19 protein-coding genes and 1 pseudogene are annotated in these 25,468 nt (G+C 70.8%); 10 read left to right on the top strand and 10 right to left on the bottom strand.

All coding sequences use genetic code 11. The annotated features are described in order from the left end of the window. Positions 1-10: 10 nt before the first annotated feature. Complete coding sequence (locus ACZ7M2_RS22475; protein ID WP_471596749.1) at positions 11-2,395, bottom strand: SpoIIE family protein phosphatase; 2,385 nt, start codon at positions 2,393-2,395, stop codon at positions 11-13. Positions 2,396-2,649: 254 nt separating this feature from the next. Between ACZ7M2_RS22475 and ACZ7M2_RS22470 the strand changes: the two genes are divergently transcribed. Beyond that, entirely contained in the window at positions 2,650-5,748 is a 3,099-nt protein-coding gene (locus ACZ7M2_RS22470) for a glycoside hydrolase family 2 TIM barrel-domain containing protein (RefSeq protein ID WP_471596748.1), read from the top strand. On the opposite strand, the gene qcrB is transcribed toward ACZ7M2_RS22470, so the two are convergent. Together qcrB and sigJ are read right to left on the bottom strand one after the other, a co-directional pair. Then, entirely contained in the window at positions 5,659-7,206 is a 1,548-nt protein-coding gene (qcrB, locus tag ACZ7M2_RS22465) for a cytochrome bc1 complex cytochrome b subunit (RefSeq protein WP_471596747.1), read from the bottom strand. The genes ACZ7M2_RS22470 and qcrB overlap by 90 nt on opposite strands. Further along, entirely contained in the window at positions 7,203-8,180 is a 978-nt protein-coding gene (gene sigJ / locus ACZ7M2_RS22460; RefSeq protein ID WP_471596746.1) for an RNA polymerase sigma factor SigJ, read from the bottom strand. The genes qcrB and sigJ overlap by 4 nt, the downstream gene beginning before the upstream one ends. Positions 8,181-8,353: 173 nt before the next feature. On the opposite strand from sigJ, the gene ACZ7M2_RS22455 reads away from it, so the two are divergent. The 5 genes from ACZ7M2_RS22455 to ACZ7M2_RS22435 all read left to right on the top strand — a co-directional run bounded on the left by ACZ7M2_RS22455 (position 8,354) and on the right by ACZ7M2_RS22435 (position 13,829). Further along, the gene (locus tag ACZ7M2_RS22455) at positions 8,354-9,979 is read left to right on the top strand and encodes an MFS transporter (RefSeq protein WP_471596745.1); all 1,626 of its coding nucleotides are present in this window, start codon (positions 8,354-8,356) and stop codon (positions 9,977-9,979) included. Further along, positions 9,976-10,605, top strand: a complete 630-nt coding sequence (locus tag ACZ7M2_RS22450) for a hemerythrin domain-containing protein (RefSeq protein WP_471596744.1) — start codon at positions 9,976-9,978, stop codon at positions 10,603-10,605. The genes ACZ7M2_RS22455 and ACZ7M2_RS22450 overlap by 4 nt, the downstream gene beginning before the upstream one ends. Before the next feature lie 166 nt (positions 10,606-10,771). Next, positions 10,772-11,017, top strand: a complete 246-nt coding sequence (locus ACZ7M2_RS22445) for a hypothetical protein (RefSeq protein ID WP_054234230.1) — start codon at positions 10,772-10,774, stop codon at positions 11,015-11,017. 3 nt (positions 11,018-11,020) lie between these two features. Further along, a complete protein-coding gene (locus ACZ7M2_RS22440; protein WP_355431836.1) occupies positions 11,021-11,398 on the top strand; it encodes a toxin Doc in 378 nt (125 codons plus the stop codon). A 541-nt stretch (positions 11,399-11,939) separates the two neighbouring features. Beyond that, complete coding sequence (locus ACZ7M2_RS22435; RefSeq protein WP_471596743.1) at positions 11,940-13,829, top strand: RICIN domain-containing protein; 1,890 nt, start codon at positions 11,940-11,942, stop codon at positions 13,827-13,829. Positions 13,830-13,870: 41 nt separating this feature from the next. Here the strand turns inward: ACZ7M2_RS22435 and ACZ7M2_RS22430 are convergent, their stop codons facing one another. Then, a complete protein-coding gene (locus tag ACZ7M2_RS22430) occupies positions 13,871-14,908 on the bottom strand; it encodes a 2-hydroxyacid dehydrogenase (RefSeq protein WP_471596742.1) in 1,038 nt (345 codons plus the stop codon). Further along, positions 14,905-16,074 (bottom strand): lactate 2-monooxygenase, encoded by a 1,170-nt coding sequence (locus ACZ7M2_RS22425; RefSeq protein WP_471596741.1) that lies wholly within the window; start codon positions 16,072-16,074, stop codon positions 14,905-14,907. The genes ACZ7M2_RS22430 and ACZ7M2_RS22425 overlap by 4 nt, the downstream gene beginning before the upstream one ends. Before the next feature lie 113 nt (positions 16,075-16,187). On the opposite strand from ACZ7M2_RS22425, the gene ACZ7M2_RS22420 reads away from it, so the two are divergent. Next, complete coding sequence (locus ACZ7M2_RS22420) at positions 16,188-17,366, top strand: PucR family transcriptional regulator (protein ID WP_471596740.1); 1,179 nt, start codon at positions 16,188-16,190, stop codon at positions 17,364-17,366. A 620-nt stretch (positions 17,367-17,986) separates the two neighbouring features. On the opposite strand, the gene ACZ7M2_RS22415 is transcribed toward ACZ7M2_RS22420, so the two are convergent. The 5 genes and pseudogenes from ACZ7M2_RS22415 to ACZ7M2_RS22395 all read right to left on the bottom strand — a co-directional run bounded on the left by ACZ7M2_RS22415 (position 17,987) and on the right by ACZ7M2_RS22395 (position 22,494). Further along, positions 17,987-18,655: a cyclase family protein gene (locus ACZ7M2_RS22415; protein ID WP_471596739.1), complete on the bottom strand. Its 669-nt coding sequence runs from the start codon at positions 18,653-18,655 to the stop codon at positions 17,987-17,989. Between the two features lie 71 nt (positions 18,656-18,726). Further along, a pseudogene (locus ACZ7M2_RS22410) lies at positions 18,727-20,309 on the bottom strand (purine-cytosine permease family protein). Between the two features lie 244 nt (positions 20,310-20,553). Next, a complete protein-coding gene (locus ACZ7M2_RS22405; protein WP_471596738.1) occupies positions 20,554-21,000 on the bottom strand; it encodes a TIGR03668 family PPOX class F420-dependent oxidoreductase in 447 nt (148 codons plus the stop codon). A 64-nt stretch (positions 21,001-21,064) separates the two neighbouring features. Then, positions 21,065-21,892 carry an LLM class F420-dependent oxidoreductase gene (locus tag ACZ7M2_RS22400; RefSeq protein WP_471596737.1) on the bottom strand — a complete coding sequence of 276 codons (828 nt, stop codon included), beginning with the start codon at positions 21,890-21,892 and terminating at the stop codon, positions 21,065-21,067. A gap of 50 nt (positions 21,893-21,942) precedes the next feature. Beyond that, on the bottom strand, positions 21,943-22,494 hold the full coding sequence (locus ACZ7M2_RS22395) for a hypothetical protein (protein ID WP_067360110.1): 552 nt from the start codon (positions 22,492-22,494) through the stop codon (positions 21,943-21,945). Between the two features lie 309 nt (positions 22,495-22,803). On the opposite strand from ACZ7M2_RS22395, the gene ACZ7M2_RS22390 reads away from it, so the two are divergent. From ACZ7M2_RS22390 to ACZ7M2_RS22380, 3 genes are all read left to right on the top strand, one after another. Then, on the top strand, positions 22,804-23,313 hold the full coding sequence (locus ACZ7M2_RS22390) for a subtilase-type protease inhibitor (protein WP_471596736.1): 510 nt from the start codon (positions 22,804-22,806) through the stop codon (positions 23,311-23,313). 400 nt (positions 23,314-23,713) lie between these two features. Next, complete coding sequence (locus ACZ7M2_RS22385; protein WP_471597013.1) at positions 23,714-24,568, top strand: ABC transporter permease; 855 nt, start codon at positions 23,714-23,716, stop codon at positions 24,566-24,568. After that, positions 24,565-25,452, top strand: a complete 888-nt coding sequence (locus tag ACZ7M2_RS22380; protein ID WP_471596735.1) for a carbohydrate ABC transporter permease — start codon at positions 24,565-24,567, stop codon at positions 25,450-25,452. Before ACZ7M2_RS22385 ends, ACZ7M2_RS22380 begins: the two co-directional genes overlap by 4 nt. Positions 25,453-25,468: the final 16 nt, after the last annotated feature.

The following is a 25,468-nucleotide window of genomic DNA, read 5'->3' as shown; positions in this document are numbered from 1 at the left end:
GTCGATGTCGTCAGAACTCCCCGAGGAGCGTCAGCTCCGCCCAGATCGTCTTGCCGTCGGCCGTGTGGCGGCTGCCCCAGCGCTGGGTGAGCTGGGCGACCAGCAGCAGCCCGCGCCCGCCCTCGTCGTAGGTCTTGGCCCGGCGCAGATGCGGCGCGGTGTGGCTGCTGTCGGAGACCTCGCAGATCAGGGTCTCGGCGTCGTGGATGAGCCGCAGCCGGATGGGCGGCTCGCCGTAGCGGATGGCGTTGGTGACCAGTTCGCTCACCACGAGCTCGGCCGTGAACGTCGCGGCGCTCAGCTCCCAGGCGGCGAGCTGGTCGACGACCTGCTTGCGGATCGGCGCGACCAGGGCGGGGTCGGCGGGAATGTCCCAGGTCGCCACCTGGGAGGGCGCGAGCCCGTGGGTCCGGGCGAGCAGCAGCGCCACGTCGTCCTGGGCCCCGCCCACCGGAAGCAGGGTCCGCAGAATGTCGTGGCAGGCGCCTTCCAGGGAGTCCGCGGACTCCGCCAGGGCATGGCACAGCAGCTCGTGGTTGGCCTCGACGTCCCGCTCGCGGTTCTCGATCAGGCCGTCGGTGAACAGCGCGAGCACCGTGCCCTCGGGGAGGGCGAGTTCGACGGACTCGAAGGGCAGTCCGCCCAGGCCCAGCGGCGGACCGGCCGGCAGCTCGATCTGCCGGGGCGGTCCCCCGGGTGGGAGCATGACCGGCGGCGGATGGCCGGCCCGGGCGAGGGCGCAGCGCCGTGAGACCGGGTCGTAGACCGCGTACAGGCAGGTCGCGCCGACCTCGCCGGTGGTGCCCTCGGCGCCGGCCTCCGTGGAGAGCCGTAGGACGAGGTCGTCGAGGTGGGTGAGCAGTTCGTCGGGGGCGAGGTCGATGTCGGCGAGCGTACGGACGGCGGTGCGCAGCCGTCCCATGGTGGCGGAGGCCGCGATGCCGTGGCCGACGACATCGCCGACGACCATGGCGACCCGCATCCCCGACAGCGGGATCACGTCGAACCAGTCGCCGCCCACTCCGGCCCGTGCGGCGGGCAGATAGCGGGAGGCCGCCTCCACGGCGGCCGTCCGGGGCAGTGACTGGGGGAGCAGACTGCGCTGGAGGGCGAGGGCGGTCTCCCGTTCCCGGGAGAAGCGCCGGGCGTTGTCGATGCAGACGCCGGCCCTGGCCGTCACCTCCTCGGCCAGCAGTACGTCGTCGGGGGTGAAGGGATCGGGGCGCCGGAACCGGGTGAGGACGGCGACCCCGAGGGTCTGGCCCCGCGCCTTGATCGGCACCGACATGCTGGTGTGCAGGCCGTACTCGGCGATGCGGGCGCCGCGTACCTCGTCCCAGGAGAGCCACTCCGCCAGCGTGGCGGTGTCGTCGGGGGCGACGATGGTCCGGGAGGCCGTGAGGGAGTCCGCCTGCGGTGAGTGGACGGGGTAGACATCGACCTGGCCGGGTTTGACGACCGCCTCCGGGCAGCCCGGGTTCACCGACTGGTGGGCGGCGCGGCGCAGCCTGATCGGCACGGTCGGCGGCTCCGGGTGGGGTTCGCCCCCGTGCTCCGGCGGGTCCAGCAGGTCGACGCTGACGAAGTCGCCCAGGGCGGGCACACAGACGTCGGCGAGCTCCTGGGCCGTTCGGGTGACGTCGAGGGTGGTGCCGATGCGCACGCTGGCCTCGTTGACGAGCTGCAGCCGCTCCCGGGCGTTGTACTGCTCGGTGAAGTCGTGCGCGGCCAGGCACACTCCACGTACCTGGCCTTGGGCGTCGGTGAGCGGGGCGATCCGGGCGAGCCAGGCGTGCGCGTGGTACTCGCCGCCGGTCTGCATGAACGTCTCCACGTCCCGACCGGTTCCGGTGACGAGGACCTCGTGCAGCTGTGATTCGAGGGCTTCGCTCTCCTCCTTGCCGCCGATCTCGGAGAACCTCAGGCCCTGGATGCGGGACTCGGGGAGGCCGATCACGTCGGCCATCGCGTCGTTCACCCCGAAGAGGCGCAGCCGGTCGTCGTAGACGGCCATCGGGCACGGGGACTGCGCCAGCACCGCCGTCGTCAGCGGGTCGTCCGGCGCGCGCGGGCCGCGGGCCTCGAGCGGGGTGACCACCAGCCAGGTGGCCGGGCCGCCGTCCCGCGGCTGCCTGCGGTGGGCGAGCAGCCACACGGAGACGGTGTGTCCGTCGCGGTGGCGCAGATCGAGGCTGCCGTTCCAGCGGTTACCGGTCGGTACGGCCGGTACGGGTGTGTCCGTGGCCAGCAGATCGGCGGCGGGCCGCCCCTCGACCTCCTCCGGGGCATGGCCCAGTAGACGGCGGGCCCCTTCGCTCCATCGGAGGAGGGTGCCGTTCCCGTCGATGACCGCCCGTGCCGTGGCAGCCTCGTCGAGTGGGTGGACCGGGCTCATCGTCGCCACTCCATTGCGGACACTCACAGTGAACAGGCGCGTCACTCGGGTTCCAGCCTAGTGCGTACGCGCGTTCCGCACCCGGCACACGGGCGGCCCCAGGGGGACATCGGTACGACGGATTCCGGCCGATGTGATGCGAGGGGCGGAAGTGGGTGCCGCACCCTTGACGGGGCTGTGTGTCACCCCGTCAGAATCTGTTTGTTCACGATCAGTTGTGATGACTTATGGGCCCTTGAGTAGGGAGAGCCGCCATGTCGGTCACTCGAAGATCGGTATTGATCGCAGGAACCGCCGCACCCGCGGCCGGATCGCTCCTGGGCGCCGCCGACGCCTGGGCGGACTCGCCGGGGCGCGCCGCGGGCCGCCGCTCGGTCGAGCTGCGCGACGGCTGGCGCTTCGCGCTGGTCAACCCGGGTGGGATCACCGACCCCACCGGCGCGTACGAGGGCGCCGCGCAGCCCGGCTACGACGACTCGGCCTGGCGCGAAGTGTCCGTTCCGCACGACTGGAGCATCGAACAGACCCCCACCACGGAACACGGCACCACCAGTGGCACCGGCTTCTTCCCGGGCGGCCTCGGCTGGTATCGCACCACCTTCACGCTGCCGCCCGCCCTCGCCGGCCGGCGGATCTCCGTGGAGTTCGACGGCGTCTACATGGACTCGCACGTGTACTGCAACGGCGAGGAGGTCGGCCACCACCCCTACGGGTACACGGGGTTCGCCTTCGACCTCACCGGTCTGCTGCACACGGACGGCACCACCGAGAACGTCATCGCGGTGAAGGTGCAGAACCAACTGCCCAGCAGCCGCTGGTACTCGGGCAGTGGCATCTATCGCGAGGCCCGGCTCACGGTCACCGAACCGGTGCACGTCCAGCGCTGGGGCACGTATGTCACCACGCCGGACATCACGGCGGAGCGGGCGGTCGTACGGGTGCGGACGACCGTCGTCAACGAGTCCGGTGCCGCCGCCGAGGTCCAGGTGATCTCGCGGATCGTCGACCCCGACGGCCGTACGGCGGCCCGTACGTCGAGCATGGTCGCGGTCGCCGACCACGCCGACGAGACCCATGAACTCACCGTCGCCAGGCCCCGGTTGTGGGACTTCGCGACTCCGGGCCACCGCTACACCCTGGAGACCGAACTGCGGGTCGGTGACGCGAGGGTCGACACCTGCCGCACTCCCTTCGGCATCCGCACCTTCCGCTTCGACCCGGACGAGGGCTTCCACCTCAACGGCGTCCACGCCAAGATCAAGGGCGTCGACCTGCACCACGACCAGGGCGCGCTGGGCGCCGCGATCAGCGTCGACGCCGTACGCCGGCAGATGACGATCATGAAGTCGATGGGCGTCAACGCCTTCCGCACCTCGCACAACCCGCCCTCGCCGCAGATGATCCAGGTCTGCGAGGAACTGGGCATCGTGATGATGGTGGAGGCGTTCGACTGCTGGCGGACCGGCAAGACGAGATACGACTACGGCCGGTTCTTCGACGAGTGGTGCGAGCGGGATGCCACCGAGATGGTCCTCGCGGCCCGCAACTCGCCCGCCGTGGTCCTGTGGTCCATCGGCAACGAGATCCCCGACTCCACCTCCACCCCGGGCCTCGCGATGGCGGACCGGATCATCGCCGCGATCAAGGCGGCGGACGACACCAGGCCGCTGGTCATCGGCTCGAACAAATACCACCGCGTGCCCACGAAGGGCTCCGCTGCCGACCTCATGCTCGCCAAGCTGGACGGGCTCGGTCTGAACTACAACACCGCCCAGTCGGTGGACGCCCTGCACGCCGCCTATCCGCACCTCTTCCTCTTCGAGTCGGAGTCGTCGTCCGAGACCTCGACCCGCTCCGCCTATCAGGAGCCGGAGCACCTCAACACCGGCGAGAACCACACCCCGGGACGGCGCGCGGTCTCCTCGTACGACAACAACCTCGCGTCCTGGACGATGAGCGGCGAGTACGGGCACAAGAAGGACCGGGACCGCAAGTGGTTCGCGGGGGAGTTCCTGTGGTCGGGCATCGACTACATCGGGGAACCCACGCCGTACGACGTGTTCCCGGTGAAGGCGTCCTTCTTCGGCGCGGTCGACACCGCGGGCTTCCCCAAGGACATGTACCACCTGTTCAGGAGCCAGTGGGTGAGCGAGCCCATGGTCCATCTGGTGCCCATGACGTGGAACCACGAGGCCGGCGACACCGTCGAGGTCTGGGCGTACGCGAACGTCGACACCGTGGAGCTCTTCCTCAACGGGAAGTCCCTCGGCACACGGAGGTTCGACACCAAGACGACCACCGACGGCCGTACCTATCTGGAGACCACCGAGGCGACCGGCGACGACAAGACCATCACCTCGGGCCCCTACCCGGGCAGTTACACCAGCCCGAACGGCAGCGCGGGCAAGCTCCACCTCACCTGGAAAGTGCCCTACGCGCCGGGTGAGTTGAAGGCGGTGGCCCGCCGCGACGGCCGTACGGTCGCCACGGACGTCCTGCGCACCGCCGGGGCGCCGCACGCGATACGCCTCACGCCGGACCGCACATCGCTCGCCGCCGACGGCCGGTCCCTGCTCTTCGTGACGGCCGAGGTCGTCGACGCCCGTGGTGCGGTCGTGCCCGACGCGGAGCATCTGATCGCCTTCGACATCGGCGGCGGCTCGCTCGCCGGGCTCGACAACGGCCGGGAGGAGAGCGCCGAGCGCTATCAGGCGAGCACCCGAACGGCCTTCCACGGCAAGGCACTCGCGATCGTACGATCCGGCACGCGGCCGGGCTCGCTCAGGGTGACGGCACGCTCCGAGGGAGTACGCGGCGCCACCCTCACCGTACGCACCACCCCGGCACGCGCGAAGGCGACCACCTCGCCCGCGGTCTTCCGGCCGGACCCGGGTCCCGGCGCCCCGAACGAGCCGTTCGCGGACGCCAGTTACTCCGGCCGTCCGGACACCTTGCCCGCCGCCATGCTCGACGGCGACGCGGCGACGGGGTGGTCCAACGCCTTCTACAAGTCGGCTACGGCTCTGCTGCCCGCCTTCAGCGGGGCCCGCCCCGAGGACTGGGTCTCGGTCGCCTGGGCCCGTCCCCGCGCGGTCGACCGCGTCGAGGTCTCCTTCACCGTCGACGCGACGCACACACGGCCCGCGTCGGTCGAGGTCGCGGTGTGGGACGGCAGGCGGTATGTGCCGGTGGAGGGAACGGCCGTCGACTGGGCCACCGCGTCCGACGCGCCGACCGTGATCACCTTCGACCGGGTGCGCGGCTCACGGCTGCGGCTCCTCATGGCGAGCGGGCACCCGGGCGCCGTCGAGGGCGGGCTGCGGGTCAGCCGTCTGGAGATCCCGGTGGTCTGACCGGTCCCGGTGCTCGTGCTCGGTCAGCGTGTGGAGTTCGGCCGGGCCGAGCGGGCGGTGCACCTCGACGTACTCGCCGTGCGGCAGGCGTTTGACGACGCCGGTCGCACGGCCGTGCGCCACCAGTTCCCGGTCCCGCAGCTGCAACCCCAGGCAGACGCGGCGGGTGACCACGAAGACGACGACCGGGACGACGAACAGGGAGATCCGCACCGCCCAGGTGACGGTGTTGATCGACAGATGGAAGCGCGTCGCCACGACGTCGTTGCCGCCACCCGCGAGCAGGACCAGATAGAGGCTGATCCAGGCCGCTCCGATCGACGTACGCACCGGCCGGTTGCGCGGGCGGTCGAGGAGATGGTGCTCACGCCGGTCTCCCGTGACCCACGACTCGATGAACGGGTACACGCCGATGGCGACCAGAAGCAGCGGGAAGACGACGATGGGTATCAGCACACCGAGCACCAGCGTGTGCCCCGCCACGCTGATCTCCCAGCCCGGCATGACGCGCACCAGGCCCTCGGCGAAGCCCAGGTACCAGTCCGGCTGGGCGCCCGTCGACACCTGGTCGGCACGGTAAGGACCGTACGACCAGACCGGGTTGATGGTCGCCACCGCCGAGATCAGCGCGAGGACACCGAACACCAGGAAGAAGAAGCCGCCCGCCTTCGCCAGGTAGACCGGCAGGAACGGGGTGCCCACGACGTTGCGTTCGGTCTTCCCCGGGCCCGCGAACTGGGTGTGCTTGTGGTACACGACGAGGATCAGATGGGCGACGACAAGTGCCGCCATGATCCCCGGAATCAGCAGGATGTGCAGGGAGTAGAACCGGGCCACGATGTCGTGGCCGGGGAACTCCCCGCCGAACAGGAAGAACGACAGATACGTGCCGACCACCGGTACCGACAGGATCGCCCCGTCCACGAACCTGAGCCCCGTCCCGGACAGCAGGTCGTCCGGCAGCGAGTAGCCGAAGAGGCCCTCGAACAGACCGAGGAGCAGCAGCGTCCAGCCGAAAACCCAGTTCACCTCGCGGGGCTTGCGGAACGAGCCCGTGAAGAAGTGCCGCATCATGTGCGTCAGCATCGCGGCGAGGAAGACCAGCGCGGCCCAGTGGTGCAGCTGCCGGACCAGCAGTCCGCCGCGCACGTCGAAGCTGATGTGGAGCGTCGAGGCGTACGCCTCCGACATCCGGATGCCGTTCAGGGGGACGTAAGCGCCGTGGTACGTCACCTCGTTCATGGAGGGGTGGAAGAACAGGGTCAGGTACACCCCGGTGAGGATCAGCACGACGAAGCTGTACAGGCAGATCTCGCCGAGGAGGAAGGACCAGTGGTCCGGGAAGACCTTGCGCAGATAGCGCCTGCCGAGGGCGTACACACCGAGCCGGCCGTCGAACCAGTCGGCGACGCGTTCGCCGGAGGACGCCCTCGCGGGCCGGTGGTCCGTGGCGGTCATGCGTGCTCCCCCTCCTCGACGCCGATCTCGTCGTCACCGGTCTCCTGGTTCTCGTCGTCGCGCCGCACATGTGCGAGCTTCTCGGGATTGGTGACGATGTAGACGCCCGACACCTGCTCGCCGTCCGCGGTGAGGTCCATGACCATGACCGCGTACGGCGACTCGCCCTCGAAGAGCACGGCGGAGTCGTCGCCGTTGACGCGCCGGTAGCGCAGGTCGAAGCCGGTGCTGCGCCGGGTCGCGTAACCGGCGAACAGCCGCGCCGCCTTGTCCCGGCCGTGCACCGGACGCAGCCCGCCCGAGGCCTTCCCGCCGCCGTCCGTCCACACCGTGACGTCCGGTGCCAGGATCTCCATCAGCGCCGCGATGTCCCCGCCGAGCGCGGCCTCGACGAAGCGCTCGGTCGCCTGCCGGCGGACGCGCGGATGGGCCTGGTAGCGCGGCCGACGGGCGTGCACGTGTTCCCGCGCGCGGTGCGCGAGCTGGCGTACCGCCGCGGGGCTGCGGTCGATGACCTCCGCGATCTCGGTGTGCGCGTAGCCGAACACCTCGTTGAGGACGAAGACCGCGCGCTCCAGCGGGGTGAGGGACTCGAGGACCACGAGCATCGCCAGCGACACCGACTCCGAGCGCAGGGCCCGGTCGTCGGCCGAGTCCTCGGGGGCGGGCTCGTCGAGCAGCGGCTCCGGCAGCCAGGGGCCCACATACGTCTCGCGGCGGCGGCTGATCGCGGCGCGCCGCGCGAGCGCGTGGTTCACGGCGATGCGTACGAGATAGGCGCGCGGGTTGGTGATGCCCTCCAGCGGGGTGCGGTGGGCGCGGCCCGTCCAGGACAGCCAGGTCTCCTGGAGGACGTCGTCGGTGTCGGCGACGCTGCCGAGGATGTTGTAGACGATCGCGAAGAGCAGTTCGCGGTGGTCGACGAACACCTGCGTCGCGCCGTCGGCCGTCCCGGCCGCGGGGCTTTCGGACATGCCTTGCCTCCCTTGGTGCGCTCACTACTGCGAGGGGAGAAGCGGGCCCGAATGTGACGTCCGGAGGGTGAAATGTGACGTACGTCTCACGGGGCCTGCCGGGCGTCACACCGGTCGGAGCCCACGCCCTCTTGAACGCGAGTCCGATGCCTCGACACAAGGAGAAAGACACCGTGTTCAAGAAGTGGCACGACAAGTGGCACGGCAACCCATGGGCGATCCTTGTCACGCTCTCCCTGGGCTTCTTCATGACCCTGCTCGACCTGACGATCGTGAACATCGCGATCCCCGACATGGGCCAGGACCTCGACGCCTCCCTCGACGAGATCCTGTGGGTCGTCAACGCCTACACCCTCGCCCTGGCCGTCCTGATGATCACCGCGGGCCGCCTGGGCGACCTGCGCGGCAAACGCAACCTGTTCCTCGCGGGCGTCGCCGTCTTCACCCTCGCCAGCCTTGCCTGCGGCCTCGCGCAGAATCCGGCGCAGCTGATCGCGTTCCGCGCGGTCCAGGGCCTGGGCGCGGCGCTGCTCATGCCGCAGACCCTGTCGATCATCGCGGAGGTGTTCCCGGCCGACCGGCGGGGTGCCGCGATGGGCATCTGGGGCGTGGTCGCGGGCGTCTCCGGCGCCCTCGGCCCGATCATCGGCGGCGCGCTGATCACCCACCTCGACTGGCGGTGGATCTTCTTCGTGAACCTGCCGCTCGGGGTCGTGGTGCTGGGCCTGGCCGCGGCGGTCATCCCCGGTTCACGGCGCACCGTACGCCACCGCTTCGACACCCTGGGCGTGCTGCTCGCCTCGGGAACCCTGTTCTGCCTGGCCTTCGGCCTGACGGAGGGGCAGCGCTACGACTGGAACACCTGGATCTGGTCGCTGTTCGGCGCGGCGGCACTCCTCTTCGCCGCCTTCCTCGGCCATGAGCGCGGCCAGCAGGGCCACGACCCGCTCGTCCCCTTCTCACTCTTCAAGGACCGCAACTTCACCCTCATCAACTTCGTGGGCGTCACCGTGTCCTTCGGCATCGTCGGGATGTTCCTGCCGCTGACGATCTATCTGCAGTCCGTCCTGGGCTTCAGCGCGCTCAAGTCCGGGCTCGTACTGCTGCCTCTCGCGCTCGGCTCGTTCGTGATGGCCGGGCCCGCCGGAGTCCTCGCGGACAAGATCGGCGGCAAGTTCATCCTGATGACCGGGCTGCTCGCGTGGACGGCGGCCCTGGTGTGGATCGTGGCCGCGGCCGACGTCGGGTCGAGCTGGACCGCGGTCGCCTTCCCCCTCTTCCTCGCGGGTCTGGGCGCGGGCTGCACCTTCGCACCGATGGCCACGGAGGTCATGCGCAACGTACCGGCGAAGCTCTCCGGAGCGGCATCCGGCGTCAACAACGCGCTGCGGCAGGTCGGTTCGGTGCTCGCGGGCGCCGTCGTCGGCGCCGTGCTCCAGGCCCAGCTCGCCTCCTCGCTCACCGACCAGGCCCGACAGCGCGCCGGACAACTGCCCGCCGCCTACCGCGACGGCTTCGTCGGCGGCTTCTCCCAGGCGGGGACCGATGTGAACGCGCGCCAGGCGGCACGGCTGCCGGAGGGCGTACCGCACGACATCGCGGAGCGCATGCGCGCGCTGGGCGCCCAGGTCTTCGGCCACGGCTTCGTGCACGCCATGGATCCCGCCGTCCTGGTCTCGGCCGCCGTCCTGCTGACCGGCGCGCTCACCTGCCTCGCCGTACGCGGTCACCGCGGCCCGTCGGCCAACCCGCACGCCCTGCCCGTCTACGCACCCGAACTGGAGGAAGCGACCTCATGACCACCGAAGCCGCGGCCGGCACTGTCGACCTCACCGTCATGTACGCAGCCCACGACGCCTTCCGCCGCGACCTGGAACGCCTCGGCGACGCGGCGGCCCACGGCACCGCCTTCACCCCCGAGGTCCGCGCGGGCTGGGACAACTTCAGGCATCAGCTGCACATCCACCACACCGCCGAGGACAGCGATCTGTGGCCGCGCGTGGAGCGCAAGGTCGCGGGCCGTCCCCGGGACGTCGCCCTCCTCGCCGAGATGGAGGCGGAGCACGCCCTCCTCGACCCGCGGCTCACCGCCGTCGACGCGGCCCTGAAGGACCGGTCGGCCGAACTCCCCGCCCTGGTCCGCACGTTGGCATTGGCCCTCGACGACCACCTCGCCCACGAGGAGGAGAGTGCTCTGCCGCTCATCCGGGAGGTGCTGACGCTCGCGGACTGGGGCGCGTTCACCGGCCGTATCCGTAAGACGCAGGGCGTGCGCGGGGCCGCGCTCTTCGTACCGTGGATCGTCGACGGAGCGCCGCCCGCCGACCGCGCCCGGTTCCTCGGCGCGCTCCCGCCGCCCGTACGCGTCCTCAACAAGCTGTTCTGGGAGGCGGGCTACCGCAGGCGCGGCCTGTGGGGGGCCTGAGAGCGCGGAAGCGCCCAGGCGGGGTTCCGCTCCATCCGGCCCTCCGGAGCGGGGCCGCCGCCGAGCGCCCGTACGTGGCCTCGCCGAATCGGCTCGCGGTACCGCCGCGCATACCCCTTGAGCAGGTGATATTTACGAGTAAGTACCCTCGCGGTACCGTGGTGGCATGCCAGCGTTGAATGTGGAGTTCAGTGACCGTGAACTCGAGGACCTCCGGCAGATCGCCAAGGAGCGCGGTACGTCGATGAAGGCCCTGGTGCGCGAGGCGGCCGCGGCCGACATTGTGCGGCACCGGGCGCTGAAGGAGGGCGCGGAGGTGTTCCGCCGCTTCTTCACGGCGCACGCCGACGAGTTCGCGGCCGCCTTCCCCGAAGACGAACCTCCTGGCAGGGGTGAGGGACGGGCGGCCTGAGCGATGGCTCCCGTCATTCATATCGACGTGCCGTGGCTGCTACAGCGCCACGAAGAGGTGCTGCCCGACCAGCCCACGGTCAACGACTTCTCGGCCCTGGTCGCCGCGGTGGCCCGGCACCGCGTGGACCCGCCCCGCCTCGGAGTCGACTCCGACCCGGCCTGGCGCGCCGCCGCTCTTCTGCACACCCTGGCCCTGCTGAAGCCGCTTCCGGCGGCCAACGCGCGTTTTGCCTGTTCGGCGGCGGTGGCGTACATGTTCGTCAGCGGTGTCGGGATCGACCCGCCCTACGGGGCGCTCGTCGATCTCGCCCGGGATCTGATCTCCGGCAAGGCCGACGTCTACGGCGCGGCCGACCGGCTGCGCTCCTGGCAGATCTGACACCTGCCGCGCGGCCGCCTGTCGCCCCCGAGGCCGCCGGCCGAGGGCGGGAGGATCGGGGCCGGCGGCCGGTTTCGCGCGGGAGAGCCGCCGTCCTGCGCGGGGCCTCCGAGAAGGGCCGGGTTCCAGTGGACTACGGAGGTCCGCGCGCCGGGAGCGTGCGACGGGCTCCGGAGTGAGCGCGCGGTTCACACGGGGCGCTTGAGCACCCCATGGCGTATGAACGTGGTGCCGCGGTGAGGCGCGTGAACGTGGCGCGGGAAATTTCGAAAACCGGTGCGAGCGCAGTGAGTTGGCGCAGTTACTGACTATCTTTCAATATGCGGATGTTGCCCAAGTGCCTTGTTGGTCGTGAGCGTGTTGTGCGAGGGTGAACTTACCGCGCGGGTCAATGGCCGGGTATGAAATCGGTGTTCAGTATTCCGGGCCGGCGGCCATTTTCCCGGCGCTCCGTCAAAAGGTGTGCACCAGGCAGGGGCTCCCTTTTCGGCGACCAAGGAATTTCTGTGCACCACCTTGCACCGTGGAAGGAACCCGCTCTGTGCCCACCCCCCACCCCCCTCGCCCGTCCTATCCTCCCGGCGGTGCTCCCGGGGAGTCCGACGAAAGTCTCGCCGCGCGGCTGAGAGGCCGGACGGAGGACGAGGCCACGCAGTCCGTCGCCCTGCTGATGGCGCGGCACTGGCAGCCGACGTACGACTACGCGGCCATCTGCCTCGCCTCTTCCTCGAACGTCGCCTCGATGGTCGCCGCGACGTCCTTCCACTACGCCCTCGACTGCCTGATACGCGGTGAGTCCGGAGCGGCCCTGCGGCCCCGGCTCCTCGTGACCGTGCGGGACACCGTCAACGAGTGGTCCGGCGAGGACCGGATATCCGGCGTTCTGCCGGATTTGAGGAAACCCGCCGGGGGGCGGGGTATGCGGGCGGCGCAGTCCATGACCACCGAAAATCGTAAGCTCGCCGAGCGTTCTTTCCATGCCTTGCCGCCCCTCGCCCAGTGCCTGCTGTGGCACACCGAGGTCGAGGCCGAGGACATTTCCGTACCGGCCGGTCTGTCGGGCCTGGACGTCGACACCGCGTCGGCCGCTCTGGAGCAGGCCCGTGAGCAATTCCGCCAGGGATGTGTGCGCGCCCACCGGGAACTCGCGCCGAGCAAGGAATGCGGCTTCTACAACCGGCTGCTCGACGTCCCGATTCGTCGTGGGGGCGCCTTGCTGCCGGATGTCCGACAGCATCTGGGGGAGTGCCGCCACTGTCGGCACGCGGCCGAGCAACTCGGTTATTTCGAGGGTGGCTTGGGGATTCTCCTCGCCGAAGCGGTGCTCGGCTGGGGCGCGCGACGCTACCTCGACGCACGCCCGGGGCGTGTGCGGGAAGCGATGCGCCCCGAGGAGGGGGCCGCGTTCGGCGTCGGACGGGCGGGCGCCGGCGGAGGCGCGGGTACCGGCGGGCGCGTGGGTACCGGCGGGCGTCCTGGAAGTGCCGGCCGGCATCGTCTGCTGGCGCAGATCCCCGCGCCCGGACGGCTGGCCCAGATCGCCCAGAAGCACTCGAAGGTCTTGCTCACAGGGGCGGGCACGGCCTCGGCGGTACTGCTCGTGACCGTGCTCACCATCAGCCTGTGGTCCCACGGCGACGGTGGCGCCGACCCGACCGCCTCCACGGGTGTCGGCAGCAGCCACACCGTCTCGCCCAGCCCGGTCGACCCGGACCCCTCCGCCGACTCCTCGCCCCCGACCTCGGCCGGACTGCCCACCAGCACCGAGCAGACCCGGCTGCGCAACCTCGCCGCCGATCTCTGCCTCGACATCCGGGGCGGAAAGGCCGAGGTCGGTGCCGAGGCCGAGCTGGCGGTCTGCTCGTCCGCCTGGACCCAGCAGTGGTCGTACGAGAGCGACGGCCTGTTGCGCAGCGTCGCCGACCCCGCGCTGTGCCTGGACTCGCACGCCGACGACGGTGTCGTCGCCCTGGACCGCTGCGTCGCGAACAGCGCCGCGCGGGGCGGTGACGTGCGCTACGACCTCACCGTGCGGGGCGAGTTGCTGTCCCGCTCGCGCGAGGGACTCGCGGTCACGCCCAGTTCCACCGATCCGAACGCCGACATCGTGGTCAAGGACCGGGACGGCTCCGACGCGCAGCGGTGGCGGACCGACTCCGCCTCGGCCGACCCCGGATCGCTGTCGATCGCGGGGACGGCGAGCTCCTCGACCCGGCCGGTCAGCAAACCGCCGTCCCCGCGGAGCACGGCCGATGAGCCGAGCGCGTCGCCCAGCGAGTCGCCGACGGACGGCGGGGCCGACCCGTCGGCGACTCCTTCGGAGTCCTCCGCCGAGCCCCGTTCCGTGACGGTCGGCGACCGCACGAGCGCCGGGCCCGCGCTTCCGCTGACCGCTCAACTCTCGTCCCTGGCAGAGGGGTTGGGACTGTAACGGGACGCGCCGGGCGGACGACGGGAAGGTGACGACAGGACCTAGGACACCACGTCCCGTGGCGGCTTGCCCGCCACGAAGTCGGCGGCGTTCTGGACCGCCGCCAGCGCGATCCGTACGAGCGTCTCGCGCGTGACGCCCGCGACGTGCGGCGACAACACCACGTTCGGGGACTTGAGCAACCGCAGGGCCGAGGTGGGCGGTTCGGGGTCGAAGACGTCGATGCCCGCCCCGGCCAGGGCACCCGCCTCGAGCGCGTCCGCGAGGGCGTCCTGGTCGATCAGGGCGCCCCGCGAGGTGTTGACCACGAACGCGGTCGGCTTGAGGAGCGCGAGCCGCTCGGCGTTCAGCACATGCCGGGTCTCCTCGGTGAGCGGGGCGTGCAGCGTGACGTAGTCCGACGTGCGCAGCAGTTCGTCGAGTTCGACATGACGGGCGCCGCCGAGCCGCGCCTCGGCCTCCGCGCCGACGGACTGCGGACCGGCATACACGATGCTCATGTCGAACGCGACCGCGCGCCGGGCGACCTCCTCGCCGATGTGGCCGAGCCCGACGATGCCGAGGGTCTTGCCGGACAGTTCGGTGATGGACCGCTGCAGCCTCGGCAGCGCCCAGTCGGCGTCGACGAGCGCGGTGTGCGCCGGGACCAGCTGCTTGGCGAGGGCCAGCATGAGGGCGAAGGTCTGCTCGGCCACGTTCTGCTTCTCGGCGCCGCTGGAGCCGATGTTGCACACCGGCACACCCTTGGCGCGGGCGGCGTCCAGGTCGACGTAGTCGAAACCGTGGCTCGCGCACTGGACCAGTTCCAAGTCCGGTGCGGCGGCGAGGTGTTCGGCGGTCACCGGGCTGAGACCCGTGATGATGACATGGGCCTCGCGCAGCGCGGCCGGGTCCTCGTCTGTCGTCTCCACGACGGTGACCTTGGCCTCGCCGGCGAAGACGCCGGCGAGCGCGGCGCCGGCGGCGCGACCGCCGACGTGGGCCGAGACCACGGCCAGGACGTTCTTCGCCGCCGCGGTGACCGACGGGTCGGTCGTGTCGGTCGTGCGGGCCGTGTGGGGGGTGTCGGTCGTGCTCATGCGGATTCCTCGATCAGGTCGTCGGGGCCGAGGGTGGCGGGGCGGGCGTGCCCGGACAGGGCGAGCGTGAGGTCGAACTCAGCGAGCAGACAGCGGACGACGTGTTCGACGCCCGCCTGTCCGTCCAGGCCCAGCCCATAGGCGTACGGGCGTCCGACGAGCACGGCTCGCGCGCCGAGCGCGAGCGCCTTGAAGACGTCGTCGCCGGATCGGATGCCGCTGTCGAAGAGGACGGTCAGCTGTTCGCCGACCGCCTCCACCACCCGTGGCAGCGCGTCGGCCGCCGCCACCGACCCCGCCACCTGCCGGCCGCCGTGGTTGGAGACGACCACGCCGTCCATCCCGGCGTCGGCGGCGCGCCGGGCGTCGTCCGGGTGCAGGATGCCCTTGAGGACGATCGGCCCGTCCCAGTTCTCCCGCAGGAACGCGAGATCGGGCCAGGTCTTGCCCGGGTCCGCGAACATGCCGACGAAGTGCATCACGGCCGCGTTCGGGTCCTCGTGCACCGGCTTGGCCAGACCCGCCTGGAACGCCGGGTCGGAGAAGTAGTTCGCCGTGCCCACACCGTGCAGGAACGGCAGATACGCCTGGTCGAGGTCGCGCGGACGCCAAGCCAGCAGCGGGGTGTCGAGGGTGACGAACAGCGCGGTGAACCCGGCCGCCTTCGCCCGGTCCAGGAAGGACCGGGTGACCTCGCGGTCCTTCGCCCAGTACAGCTGGAACCAGCGCTCCGCCCCGCCCATCGCCTCCGCGACCTGCTCCATGGGCGTGCTGGAGGCCGACGACAGGATGTACGGGACGCCCTGCGCCGCGGCGGCCCGCGCGGCGGCGGACTCCGCGTCCGGATGCATGATCGACAGCACGCCCACGGGCGCGAGCGCCAGCGGCGCGGGCAAGGCGCGACCCAACACCTCTACGGACAGATCGCGCTCGTGTACGTCACGCAGCATGCGCGGCACGATCCGGCGCCGGTCGAGGGCGGCCCGGTTGGCCCGGGCGGTGCTCCCGTTGCCCGCGCTGCCCGCCACGTAGCCGACCGGACCGGGCCCGAGCCGCTGCTCGGTGAGCTCCTCCAGCCGGGTCAGATCGGTGGGCAGCCGCGGTACGGCGCCCGTCATTCCGTTCAGATAGATCTCGTACTGGAAGTCGGCCCAATGCTTAGCCATCCGTACGTCCCGCCTCTCGTCCCTGAGACCGCGCTGTACGCCGTCGATCCTGGCGAAGGTGACAAGGCACGTCCACCGTGGTGCGCACATCGCGCGGCTGGAATCATCACCCTGTGACAAGTCAGCCCGTTGCCGCCAGAGAACACGTCCGGCAGGAGATGGTCGCCGATCCGCGCGTCGTGGCGGCGATCGTCTCGGCGGTCCACGAACAGGTCCCGGTGTACGCCGCGCTCGACGACAGCCGGCTGCCGGAGGTACGGGCGATCGCGGCCTGGGGCCTGGAGCGGCTCCTCCACCTGTGGGTCACCGACGGCGCGCTCGAACCGTCGGACCTGCGGCGCCTGCGAGGTATCGCGGCGGCCCGCGCGGCGGACGGGCGACCCGTGCAGGCGGTGCTGCGGGCCTACCGGGTGGCGGCGACCGTCCTCACCGACGAGATCGCGGCCCGCGCGCCCCGGCTCGCCGCCCCGGACGCCTTCGCTCTCACCCGGATGCTGCTGACCGCGCTCGACACCCTCTCCGAGGAGATGACCACGGCGTACGCCGCCACCGACGAGGACCTTGCGGCGGACCGTGACCGGGCACTGCGGCTGCTGCTCGACGACCTGATCGCCGGGCGGCACGCCTCGGTCGGCGCGCTGAGCGACCGGTCGACCCGGCTGGGGATCCAACTCCCGGATCCCTATTGTCTGTTGGTGGCCGAGCCGGTGGGCGCGGAGCGTCCCGACATGGCGCTCGACGCGGCGACGGGGCTGCTCGAGGCGTTGGCCGTGCCGGGGGACGAGGTGGCTTCGTCCGCAACGGTACGTGGCTCCCGTGCCGTTCTGTTGCTGCCGGGTGCCGCTGCCGCCGGGGCGGGGGCGGTGCTGGGCGCGCGGTCCTGGCGGGGCTGTGCGATCACCGGAGAGAGCCTGGACCGGGTCGCCGTGGCGCATCGGCTCGCCGCCGACGCCCTCGATACGGCGCCCGCCCACGCGCACCGGCCGGGGCGTGTGCTCACGGACGCCGACGCCCATGTCCTCGCCCTGCTCGGCGGGCATCCGGCCGCCGCGCCGGACCAGGTCGCCCGCCTCGTTCTCGGGCCGCTCACCGACCCGGGGCAGCGGCATCTCATGGAGGCGCTGACCGCGTACATCGACGCCGGCTCGGCGAACGCCGCCGCGCGGGTGCTCCACCTGCACGCGCAGTCCCTGCGCTACCGCCTGCGGCGCATCCACGCCCTGACGTCCCGTGATCCCCGCGACCCCTGGCAACGCCTCACCCTGGACATCGCCCGCACGATCAGGCCGTAACCTCCTCGCCCCCGCCGCCCCTACCCGCCCCATCCCCAGGGGCTCCGCCCCTTCAACCCCGACCCCGAAGGCCCTACACCCGTACACCCCACCGGGTGCTGCGGTCCTGCATCCCACCGGGGGCTGCGCCCCTGCACCCCTCCCGGGGCTGCGCCCCTGCACCCCACCCGGGGCTGCCGCCCAGGCCCTCCGGCGGGGCTGCGCCCCCGGCCCCCGCGGGGCTGTGCTGCTGGACGTCCCGCGGGGCTCCGCCGCCGCACCCCGCCGGGAGGCTGCGCCCCTGAACCTCCGCCGGGGGTGCGGCCCCCTGCCCCCCCGCGTCGCCCGAAGGGCTCGTCCTCAAGTGCCGGATGGGGTGAGTGACGTGCGCTCTCAACGGCGGCCGGGGCGAGGCTTTTAGGGGCGCGGGGAACTGCGCGAACGGCCCCCACCGGCCCGCAGCCAAACGAATCCGGGCGGGCCGGTATCCGGGGCGAAGCCCCGCCCGAGGGGCGCGGGGAACCGCGCGACCAGCCCCCACCTCCGCACCCGACGACCGCACCCCCGGGCAGGGACCCGCACCCGACGAACACACCCCCAGGCAGGGCCCCGTACCCGACGACCGCACCCCCAGACAGGAACTACCGCGCGCCGGGCGTGATGCGGGCCGTCGCCCGGACCGGGCCCCCGTCGGCCCCGGCGAGGCGCAAGGGGAACAGGAACACCTCCGCTGAACACCCCGCGGCCTGCGCGTCCGCGACGCCTCCGAGCCCGGTCAGGTTCTCGGCGATCACACCCCCCGCTCCGCACAGCACACGGTGGGAGGGGAGATCCACAGGACCGGTCGGATCGACGCTCAGCGCGTCGATCCCGACGGTGAGGACCCCCGCCGCGACCACGGCCTCCGCCGCCTCGGGCGTGAGCCAGGGATGGGCGAGGTAGTCCTCGGTTCCCCAGTAGCGCGACCACCCGGTGGCCAGCAGCAGGATCGAACCGGGCCGCAGCAGGCCGAGGGCCGGGGCGAGCAGGCCGGGAGTGATCGGCGCCCGCGCCGGCAGACCACGGACGTCGGCGACGACCGCCGCCCCCGCGAACCGCTCCAGCGGCAGATCGTCCAACGTGGGCCACGCCTCGTCCACGTGGTACGGCGCGTCGACGTGCGTACCGGACTGCGACCCCATGTGCAGCCGAAGGACGTTCACTCCGTGCTCGGCGACCCGCAACGCCCTGGAGACCTCCACCTCCGGGTCACCCGGATAGACGGGCATCCCGGTGACCACGGGCACGGACAGGTCGAGCCAGCTCTCCATCAGCCAGTTCTCCTTCGGTTCTCCATGAGTCAGATCTCCATCGGCTCGTCAGCCAGTTCTCCGTCGGCGCATCAACTGCCGTCGACGGCGAGCACCGCAGGCGTGCCCTCGCTCTCCGCACCCGGACCGGTGATCGGCGGCACCGGCACGTCGACGGCGCGGGCCAGCCGCGGTCCCTCGGGCCCGTACACCGCGCGAGGCTCGGGGAACAGTCGCAGCATCGCCAGATACAGCACGGCGGCGACGGCCAGCGACAGCGGCAGGCTGATGTCGATGCCGTTCGCGAGGTCGCCCAGCGGTCCGACGAACTGGCCTGGGATGTTGGTGAACAGCACACCGACCACCGCGGCCACCCACCAGGCCGTCATGCCCCGCCAGTTCCAGCCGTGTGTGAACCAGTAACGGCCTCCGCGCTGACGGCGGTTGAAGACCTGGAGCGCGTCCGGGTCGTACCAGCCGCGCCGGGTGTAGAACCCGAGGATCATCACGACCATCCAGGGCGTGGTGCAGGTGATGATCATCGTGGCGAACGTCGAGATGGACTGAACCAGGTCGAATCCGAAGCGGCCGATGAAGATGAACGCGATCGACAGGACTCCGACCAGGATCGTCGCCTGGACCCGGGACAGCCGCGGGAACACCGACGAGAAGTCGAGCCCGGTGCCGTACAGCGACGTCGTGCCGGTCGACATGCCGCCGATCAGGGCGAGCAGACACACCGGCAGGAAGAACCAGCTCGGCGAGATGGCCAGCAGGCCGCCGACGAAGTCGGGGCCGCCGGGTCGACGTACTTCGGCGCCTTGGTCGCGATGATGCTCGCGGTCGCGAGCCCGAACACGAACGGCAGCAGGGTGGCGATCTGGGACAGGAACGCGGCACCGACGACCTTGCGGCGCGGCGCGTTCGCCGGGATGTAGCGCGACCAGTCGCCGAGGAACGCGCCGAAGGACACCGGGTTCGACAGCACGATCAGTGCCGATCCGATGAAGGAGGGCCAGAACAGCGCCTGCGTCGCCGAGTCGGCCGAGGCCGTGAAGACACCGGCGTACGAGGGATCGAAGTCATCCGCGAAGGCGATCGCGCCGAGCAGGAACAGCACGGTCGCCGAGGTCACCGCGATCTTGTTGACGAACAGCATGAACCGGAACCCGTACACACAGACCGCGAGCACCAGGCAGCCGAAGAGCGCGTACGCGACCACGTACGACAGGTTGCTGCGCTCCAGGCCGAACAGCCGGTGCGCGCCGCCGACCAGGGCGTCGCCGGAGCTCCACACCGAGATCGAGAAGAACGCCACGGCCGTGAGCAGGGACAGGAACGAGCCGACGACCCGGCCGTGCACCCCGAGGTGCGCGGAGGACGCGACCGCGTTGTTCGTGCCGTTGACCGGGCCGAACATCGCCATCGGGCACAGGATCAGGGCCCCGACGACGACTCCGAGGAGGGTAGCCGCGAGCCCCTGCCAGAAGGAGAGGCCGAAGAGGATGGGGAAGGCCCCGAGGACGCAGGTGGAGAAGGTGTTCGCACCGCCGAAGGCGACTCTGAACAGGTCGAGCGGCGACGCGGTGCGGTCCGCGTCGGGGATGCGCTCGACGCCGTAGGTCTCCACCTCGGTGAGAGACCGCGACGACGTGGCGGGGGAGTTCTCGGACAAGGGTGCTCCAGCGAAGTGCCTGTGCCCGGAAGCGGGCGGTGGAGCGCGTGGTGGCGCGAGGGGAGGTCGGCTCCAGTGTCGCCGCGGGGGTGTGCGGCGGCGGATGCCGTCCTTGGTAGGTCTGCCGACGCTAAGGCCGGGCCGGAGACCTGCGCCAGAAGGTAAAACATCCATCTTCCGTGCCCGGGATGGAGCATTCGTCCAGTCCGGCGTGTGTCTGTCGCGGGAGGTGCCCGGCGGTGGCTCAGTGCTCCGGGCCGGGCTCCGGGGTGGCGCGCCAGCCGTGCCAGCGGTGGACGGTGACGGCGATCACCGGCCCGTCCGGCGGCCGCTGCCGGTACTGCGCGTACTTCTCGCGCAGCAGGTCGATCGCCGCCGTGTACTCGTCCTGTGGGCCGGGCGGCAGGACCCGGGCGTCGCCGTCCGCCCGTACCCACCACAGCCGCTCCCAGTCCTCGTCGTAGGCATCGACGAGCAGGCATACGGCGGGGTGGGCGGCGATGTTGCTCAGCCGCCGCAGCCGCCGCGACCTCTTCGGTTTGTGGTCGACCGCGGAGACGATCTCGCCGCCGCGCGCCGCGAAGACGAGGGGCACGAGGTGCGGGCGCCCCTCGGAGTCCACCGTCGCCAGGCGCGCCACCCGTGCCGCCACGAACCGGAGGCGCGCCTCCTGCTCGTCCATGTCCGGCACGGTGAGCTCCGATTCCCCGGCGGCGGGAACGCGGTGGGCTCACGATCCCCGGCGGCCGGAAGCGTCAGCGGTGGGCGGACACGGCCTCGGCCAGTTCGTCGAGTGTGCGCAGTGTCTCGTCCTCCGGCTGGGTCGGCAGATACAGCAGCACGCGGTCGACGCCGAGTTCCGCGTAGGTGTCGAGGGACTCCCGGTCGCTCCCGCCCGCGTAGACCACGACCGCCGGCCGGTCACCGGCGGTCTTGCGCATCTGTTCGATGCGCGTGCCCAGTTCCTTGGCCGGTACGCCACTGGGCAGCCACGCCGACCCGTACTCGGCGACGCGGGCGAAGGTGCGCTCGCTGTTGCCCCCGACCCAGATGGGCGGGTGCGGCCGCTGGACCGGCTTGGGCCAGGCGTAGACCGGTGCGAAGTCGACGAAGTCGCCGTGGAACTCGGCCTCGTCCTTCGTCCACAGTTCGATCATGGCGCGAATGCGTTCGTCCATCAGCCGGCCGCGGGAGGCCGGATCCGTGCCGTGGTTGCGCATCTCCTCCCGGTTCCAGCCGGCGCCGACACCGAACACGGCACGGCCGCCGGAGATCAGGTCGAGGGAGGCGATCTCCTTCGCGGTGGTGATCGGATCGCGCTGGACCACCAGAGCGATCCCCGTGCCCAGGAGCAGGTCCCGGGTCACGGAGGCAGCGGCGGCGAGCGCCACGAACGGATCGAGCGTGCGGTAGTAGATGCGGGGCAGTTCGCCGCCGCCCGGATACGGCGTCTCCCGGTTCACCGGGATGTGCGAGTGCTCGGCCAGGAGCAGCGTGTCGAACCCGCGCTCCTCCAGAGCGGGACCCAGGGCCCTGGGGCCGATGCCCTCGTCGGTGATGAACGTCGACACTCCGAACTTCATCCGCGACCACCTCGTCTTGTCGGCTGTTGTCGCCAGTGTGACGCGGTCGGTCACTCCTCGTCGGGTGTGGCGTCCCGCGGCGTGGCGTCCGGACCCTGGGCCCGGACCCGCTGCACGTGTTCCAGCGAGTCGCGCAGTTCCGTCAGCCAGTCGTCGGCGTGACGCTGGACGAGGCGGACACACCAGGCGAGGGCGTCGCTGCGGCTGCGGGCGACCCCGGCGGCGATGAGGGTGTCGAGGACCTGGCGCTCGGGCTGGCGCAACCGGGTCATGACGGGTGCGGCGATGTGGGTGAACAGGGCGCGCTCGCCCCCGCACTCCACACCCCAGGAGACCTTCTTGCCGAACCGGTGCTCGGCTTCCCGTGCCACCGCGACCCGGTCGTCGCGGGTGCGCTCGCGGAATTCCTGGATACGGGCCTGGGCGGCCGCCTCCTTCTCGGCGTCCGAGGCACCTTCGGCGAGCCCGGGTTCGGGGATACGGCCGACGACGGTGATCTCCTCCCGGTCGACCGTCACCTCCACCAGGCTCTCGAAGAGATCGTCGGGCAGGCGGCCGGCGAACCAGCCGCGCAGCTTCTCGTGCTGCTCTGAAGTAATCATGTAATGACGATTACTCCGTTGCCTGGAAGAAGCAAGGGAGTCCGCCGGATGCTGAACCGGAATGTTTCAGGCCTATTGCGGAGCCGGGGGAATCCGGCCAGGAGGGTGCCCTTGGCGATCAACAACCCCTCAGTTCCGGGGCTTGAACGTTCGAATTTCGTTACTTCGCGCCACTGATTCAATACTCAAGGTTACTGAAACGCATGGGGTCGATGTGTGTTTCCGGTCCGGACTCGGCAGACTCGCGCTCGCCGCACCGGCACCCAACCGAGCCGGTACTGCATTCAATCGAGCGGAAGGATGCACACAATGCCGACCACCGCGCGCTGGGCAGCGACTCTCACCCTCACGGCCGCTGCCGTCTGCGGCCCCCTCGGGGGGTCCGCCCTCGCCACCCCGACCCACACGACCCAGACGGCCGAGACCTGGACGATCACGAGCCAGGCCCACGCCACGCCGGCACACGCCACGCCGGCCCTCGCCCCCTCAGGGCTCTACGCCCCCTCGGCCTTGGTGCTCACCATGGGCCACGGAGAGACCGCCGCCACCGTCACCCCGGAGCGCGCGGTCACGCTGAACTGCGCCCCGACCCCCTCGGGCACCCACCCCGCCGCCTATGACGCCTGTGCCGAACTCCGGGCGGTGAACGGCGACTTCGACGCCCTGACCCTAAGAGACGGCGCACTGTGTACGCGGCAGTTCGATCCGGTGGTCGTCACCGTCCAGGGTGTCTGGCGCGGCAAGCGCGTCGCGTACGAACGGACCTTCGCCAACGAGTGCGTGAAGAACTCCTACGGGACGAGCTTCTTCACGTTCTGAGAGACCGGGATCGCGCGGCCTTCGTGAGCGTCGAGCGGGGTCAGTAGGTGGGGAGTGCGCGCCCCGAAGCACGGAGTACGACGCGATCTCGCATCGGGGGTCGGTCAGGCGGAGTGGGGCCGCCGGCCGGCCCCCGACATCTGTTTGTCCGGCGTCCGCCCCGGCGCCCGCCCCGGCTGGGTGTCCTCAACTCGTAGTTGTGTCAGAAGTGTTGACCCCGCATTGGAAACGTTTTAATTTCCCCTCACCCGACAGTCTCAGGTGAGGAGGCTCCGTGGCCGCAGTGTTGCGGGACCACGCAGGTACAGAGGTGGTGGACCCTTCGCGCCGCCCTCCGATCGAGGCCCGTCGCGGCTTGAAACGCTTTCATAGACGTGGCGGCAGGGCGCTGTTCCTGCTGATGCTCCCCGGGCTCGCCTACTTCCTGGTCTTCCACTACGGCGCCCTGCTCGGCAACGTCATCGCGTTCAAGGACTACGTCCCGTTCGACGGCATCTGGGGCAGTCGGTGGGTGGGTCTCGACAACTTCCGGCGCATGTTCGAGGACGGCGAGTTCTGGGACGCGGTCCTCAACACCCTCTGGATCGCGGTCCTGCAGATCATCTTCTACTTCCCCGTCCCGCTCGCCCTCGCCCTGCTGCTGCACAGCCTCACCCGCAGCAGCATCCGCCGCTTCGTGCAGTCGGTGGCCTACCTGCCGCACTTCATCTCGTGGGTGATCGTCGTCGCCCTGTTCCAGCAGGTCCTGGGCGACACGGGCATGGTGAACAGCTATCTCGGCGACGCCGGCCTGCACACCGTGGACATCATCGGCAACGCCGACGCCTTCAAACCGCTCGTCGTCGCCCAGGTCATCTGGAAGGACGCCGGCTGGGGCACGATCATCTTCCTCGCCGCGCTCTCCCAGGTCGACGAGCAGCAGTACGAGGCCGCGGCCATCGACGGCGCGGGCCCCTGGCGCCGTTTCTGGCACGTCACCCTGCCCGCCATCCGCGCGGTGATCGTGCTGTTGCTCATCATGCGGCTCGGCGACATCCTCTCGGTCGGCTTCGAACAGATGCTGCTCCAGCGGGATGCCGTCGGCCCGCAAGCCGCCGAGATCATCGACACCTTCGTCTACTACCAGGGCATCGTCGGCGGCGACTACGGATTCGCCGCCGCCGCGGGCTTGTTCAAGGGGGTCGTCGGCGCCCTGCTCGTCTACGCGGCCAACAAGGTCGCCCACCGCCTCGGCGAACAGGGGGTCTACCGGTGAGCACCCATGCCCGGCCCGGCTGGATGGAGAAGCCGAAGCCCGCGACCCAGGCCGCCAAGGCCGTCGCCCTCGTCACCGTCGTCCTGCTGGTGTGCGTGCCGTTCCTCGTCATCCTCTCCACCTCGCTCGCCTCCCAGCGGGAGGTCGTCGCGAACGGCGGCTGGGTGCTCTGGCCCCAGCACCCCACCCTCAAGGCCTACCGCGACATCCTCGACGGCGGCATCGTCACCCATGCCCTCGGCGTCAGCGCGGGCGTCACCCTCGTCGGCACCCTGCTCAGCCTCGTCTGCACCGTCACCCTCGCCTACGCGCTGTCGCGACCCGGCGTCTTCGGCGGCAAACCGGTCCTGCTCCTGATCCTGTTCACCTTCCTCTTCCCCCCGGGCATGATCCCCGGCTTCCTGCTGGTCAAGGAGCTGGGCATGCTCGACACGTACAGCGCGCTGATCCTTCCCGTGCTCGTGAACGTGTTCAACCTCGTCGTCCTGCGCGGCTTCTTCCAGGCGATCCCGGAGGAGTTGTACGAGGCCGCACGGCTGGACGGGGCGGGGGACTGGCGGGTGCTGTGGTCGGTCGTACTGCCCCTGTCGAAGGCGGCCCTCGCCGTCGTCGGACTGTTCTACGCGGTGGCGTACTGGAACTCCTGGTTCTACGCCTCCCTGTATCTGGAGAGCGACCACTGGCCGCTCCAACAGGTGCTGCGCACCTACGTGGTGGCCGGCTCCGGGCTCACCGACACGACGGTCGGCGAGGGCACGGTCAACGCGCCGCAGACCGTGCAGATGGCGGTCCTGGTGATCGCCACCGTACCGATCCTGCTCGTCTATCCCTTCCTCCAGAAGTACTTCACCAAGGGCGTGCTCACCGGCGCCATCAAGAGCTGACTCCGTCCACCAGGAA

The organism is Streptomyces sp. NPDC111507, assembly GCF_055638955.1.
The sequence above is the reverse complement of the archived record's forward strand: the minus strand, read 5'-3'. Positions and strand labels throughout refer to the sequence as shown.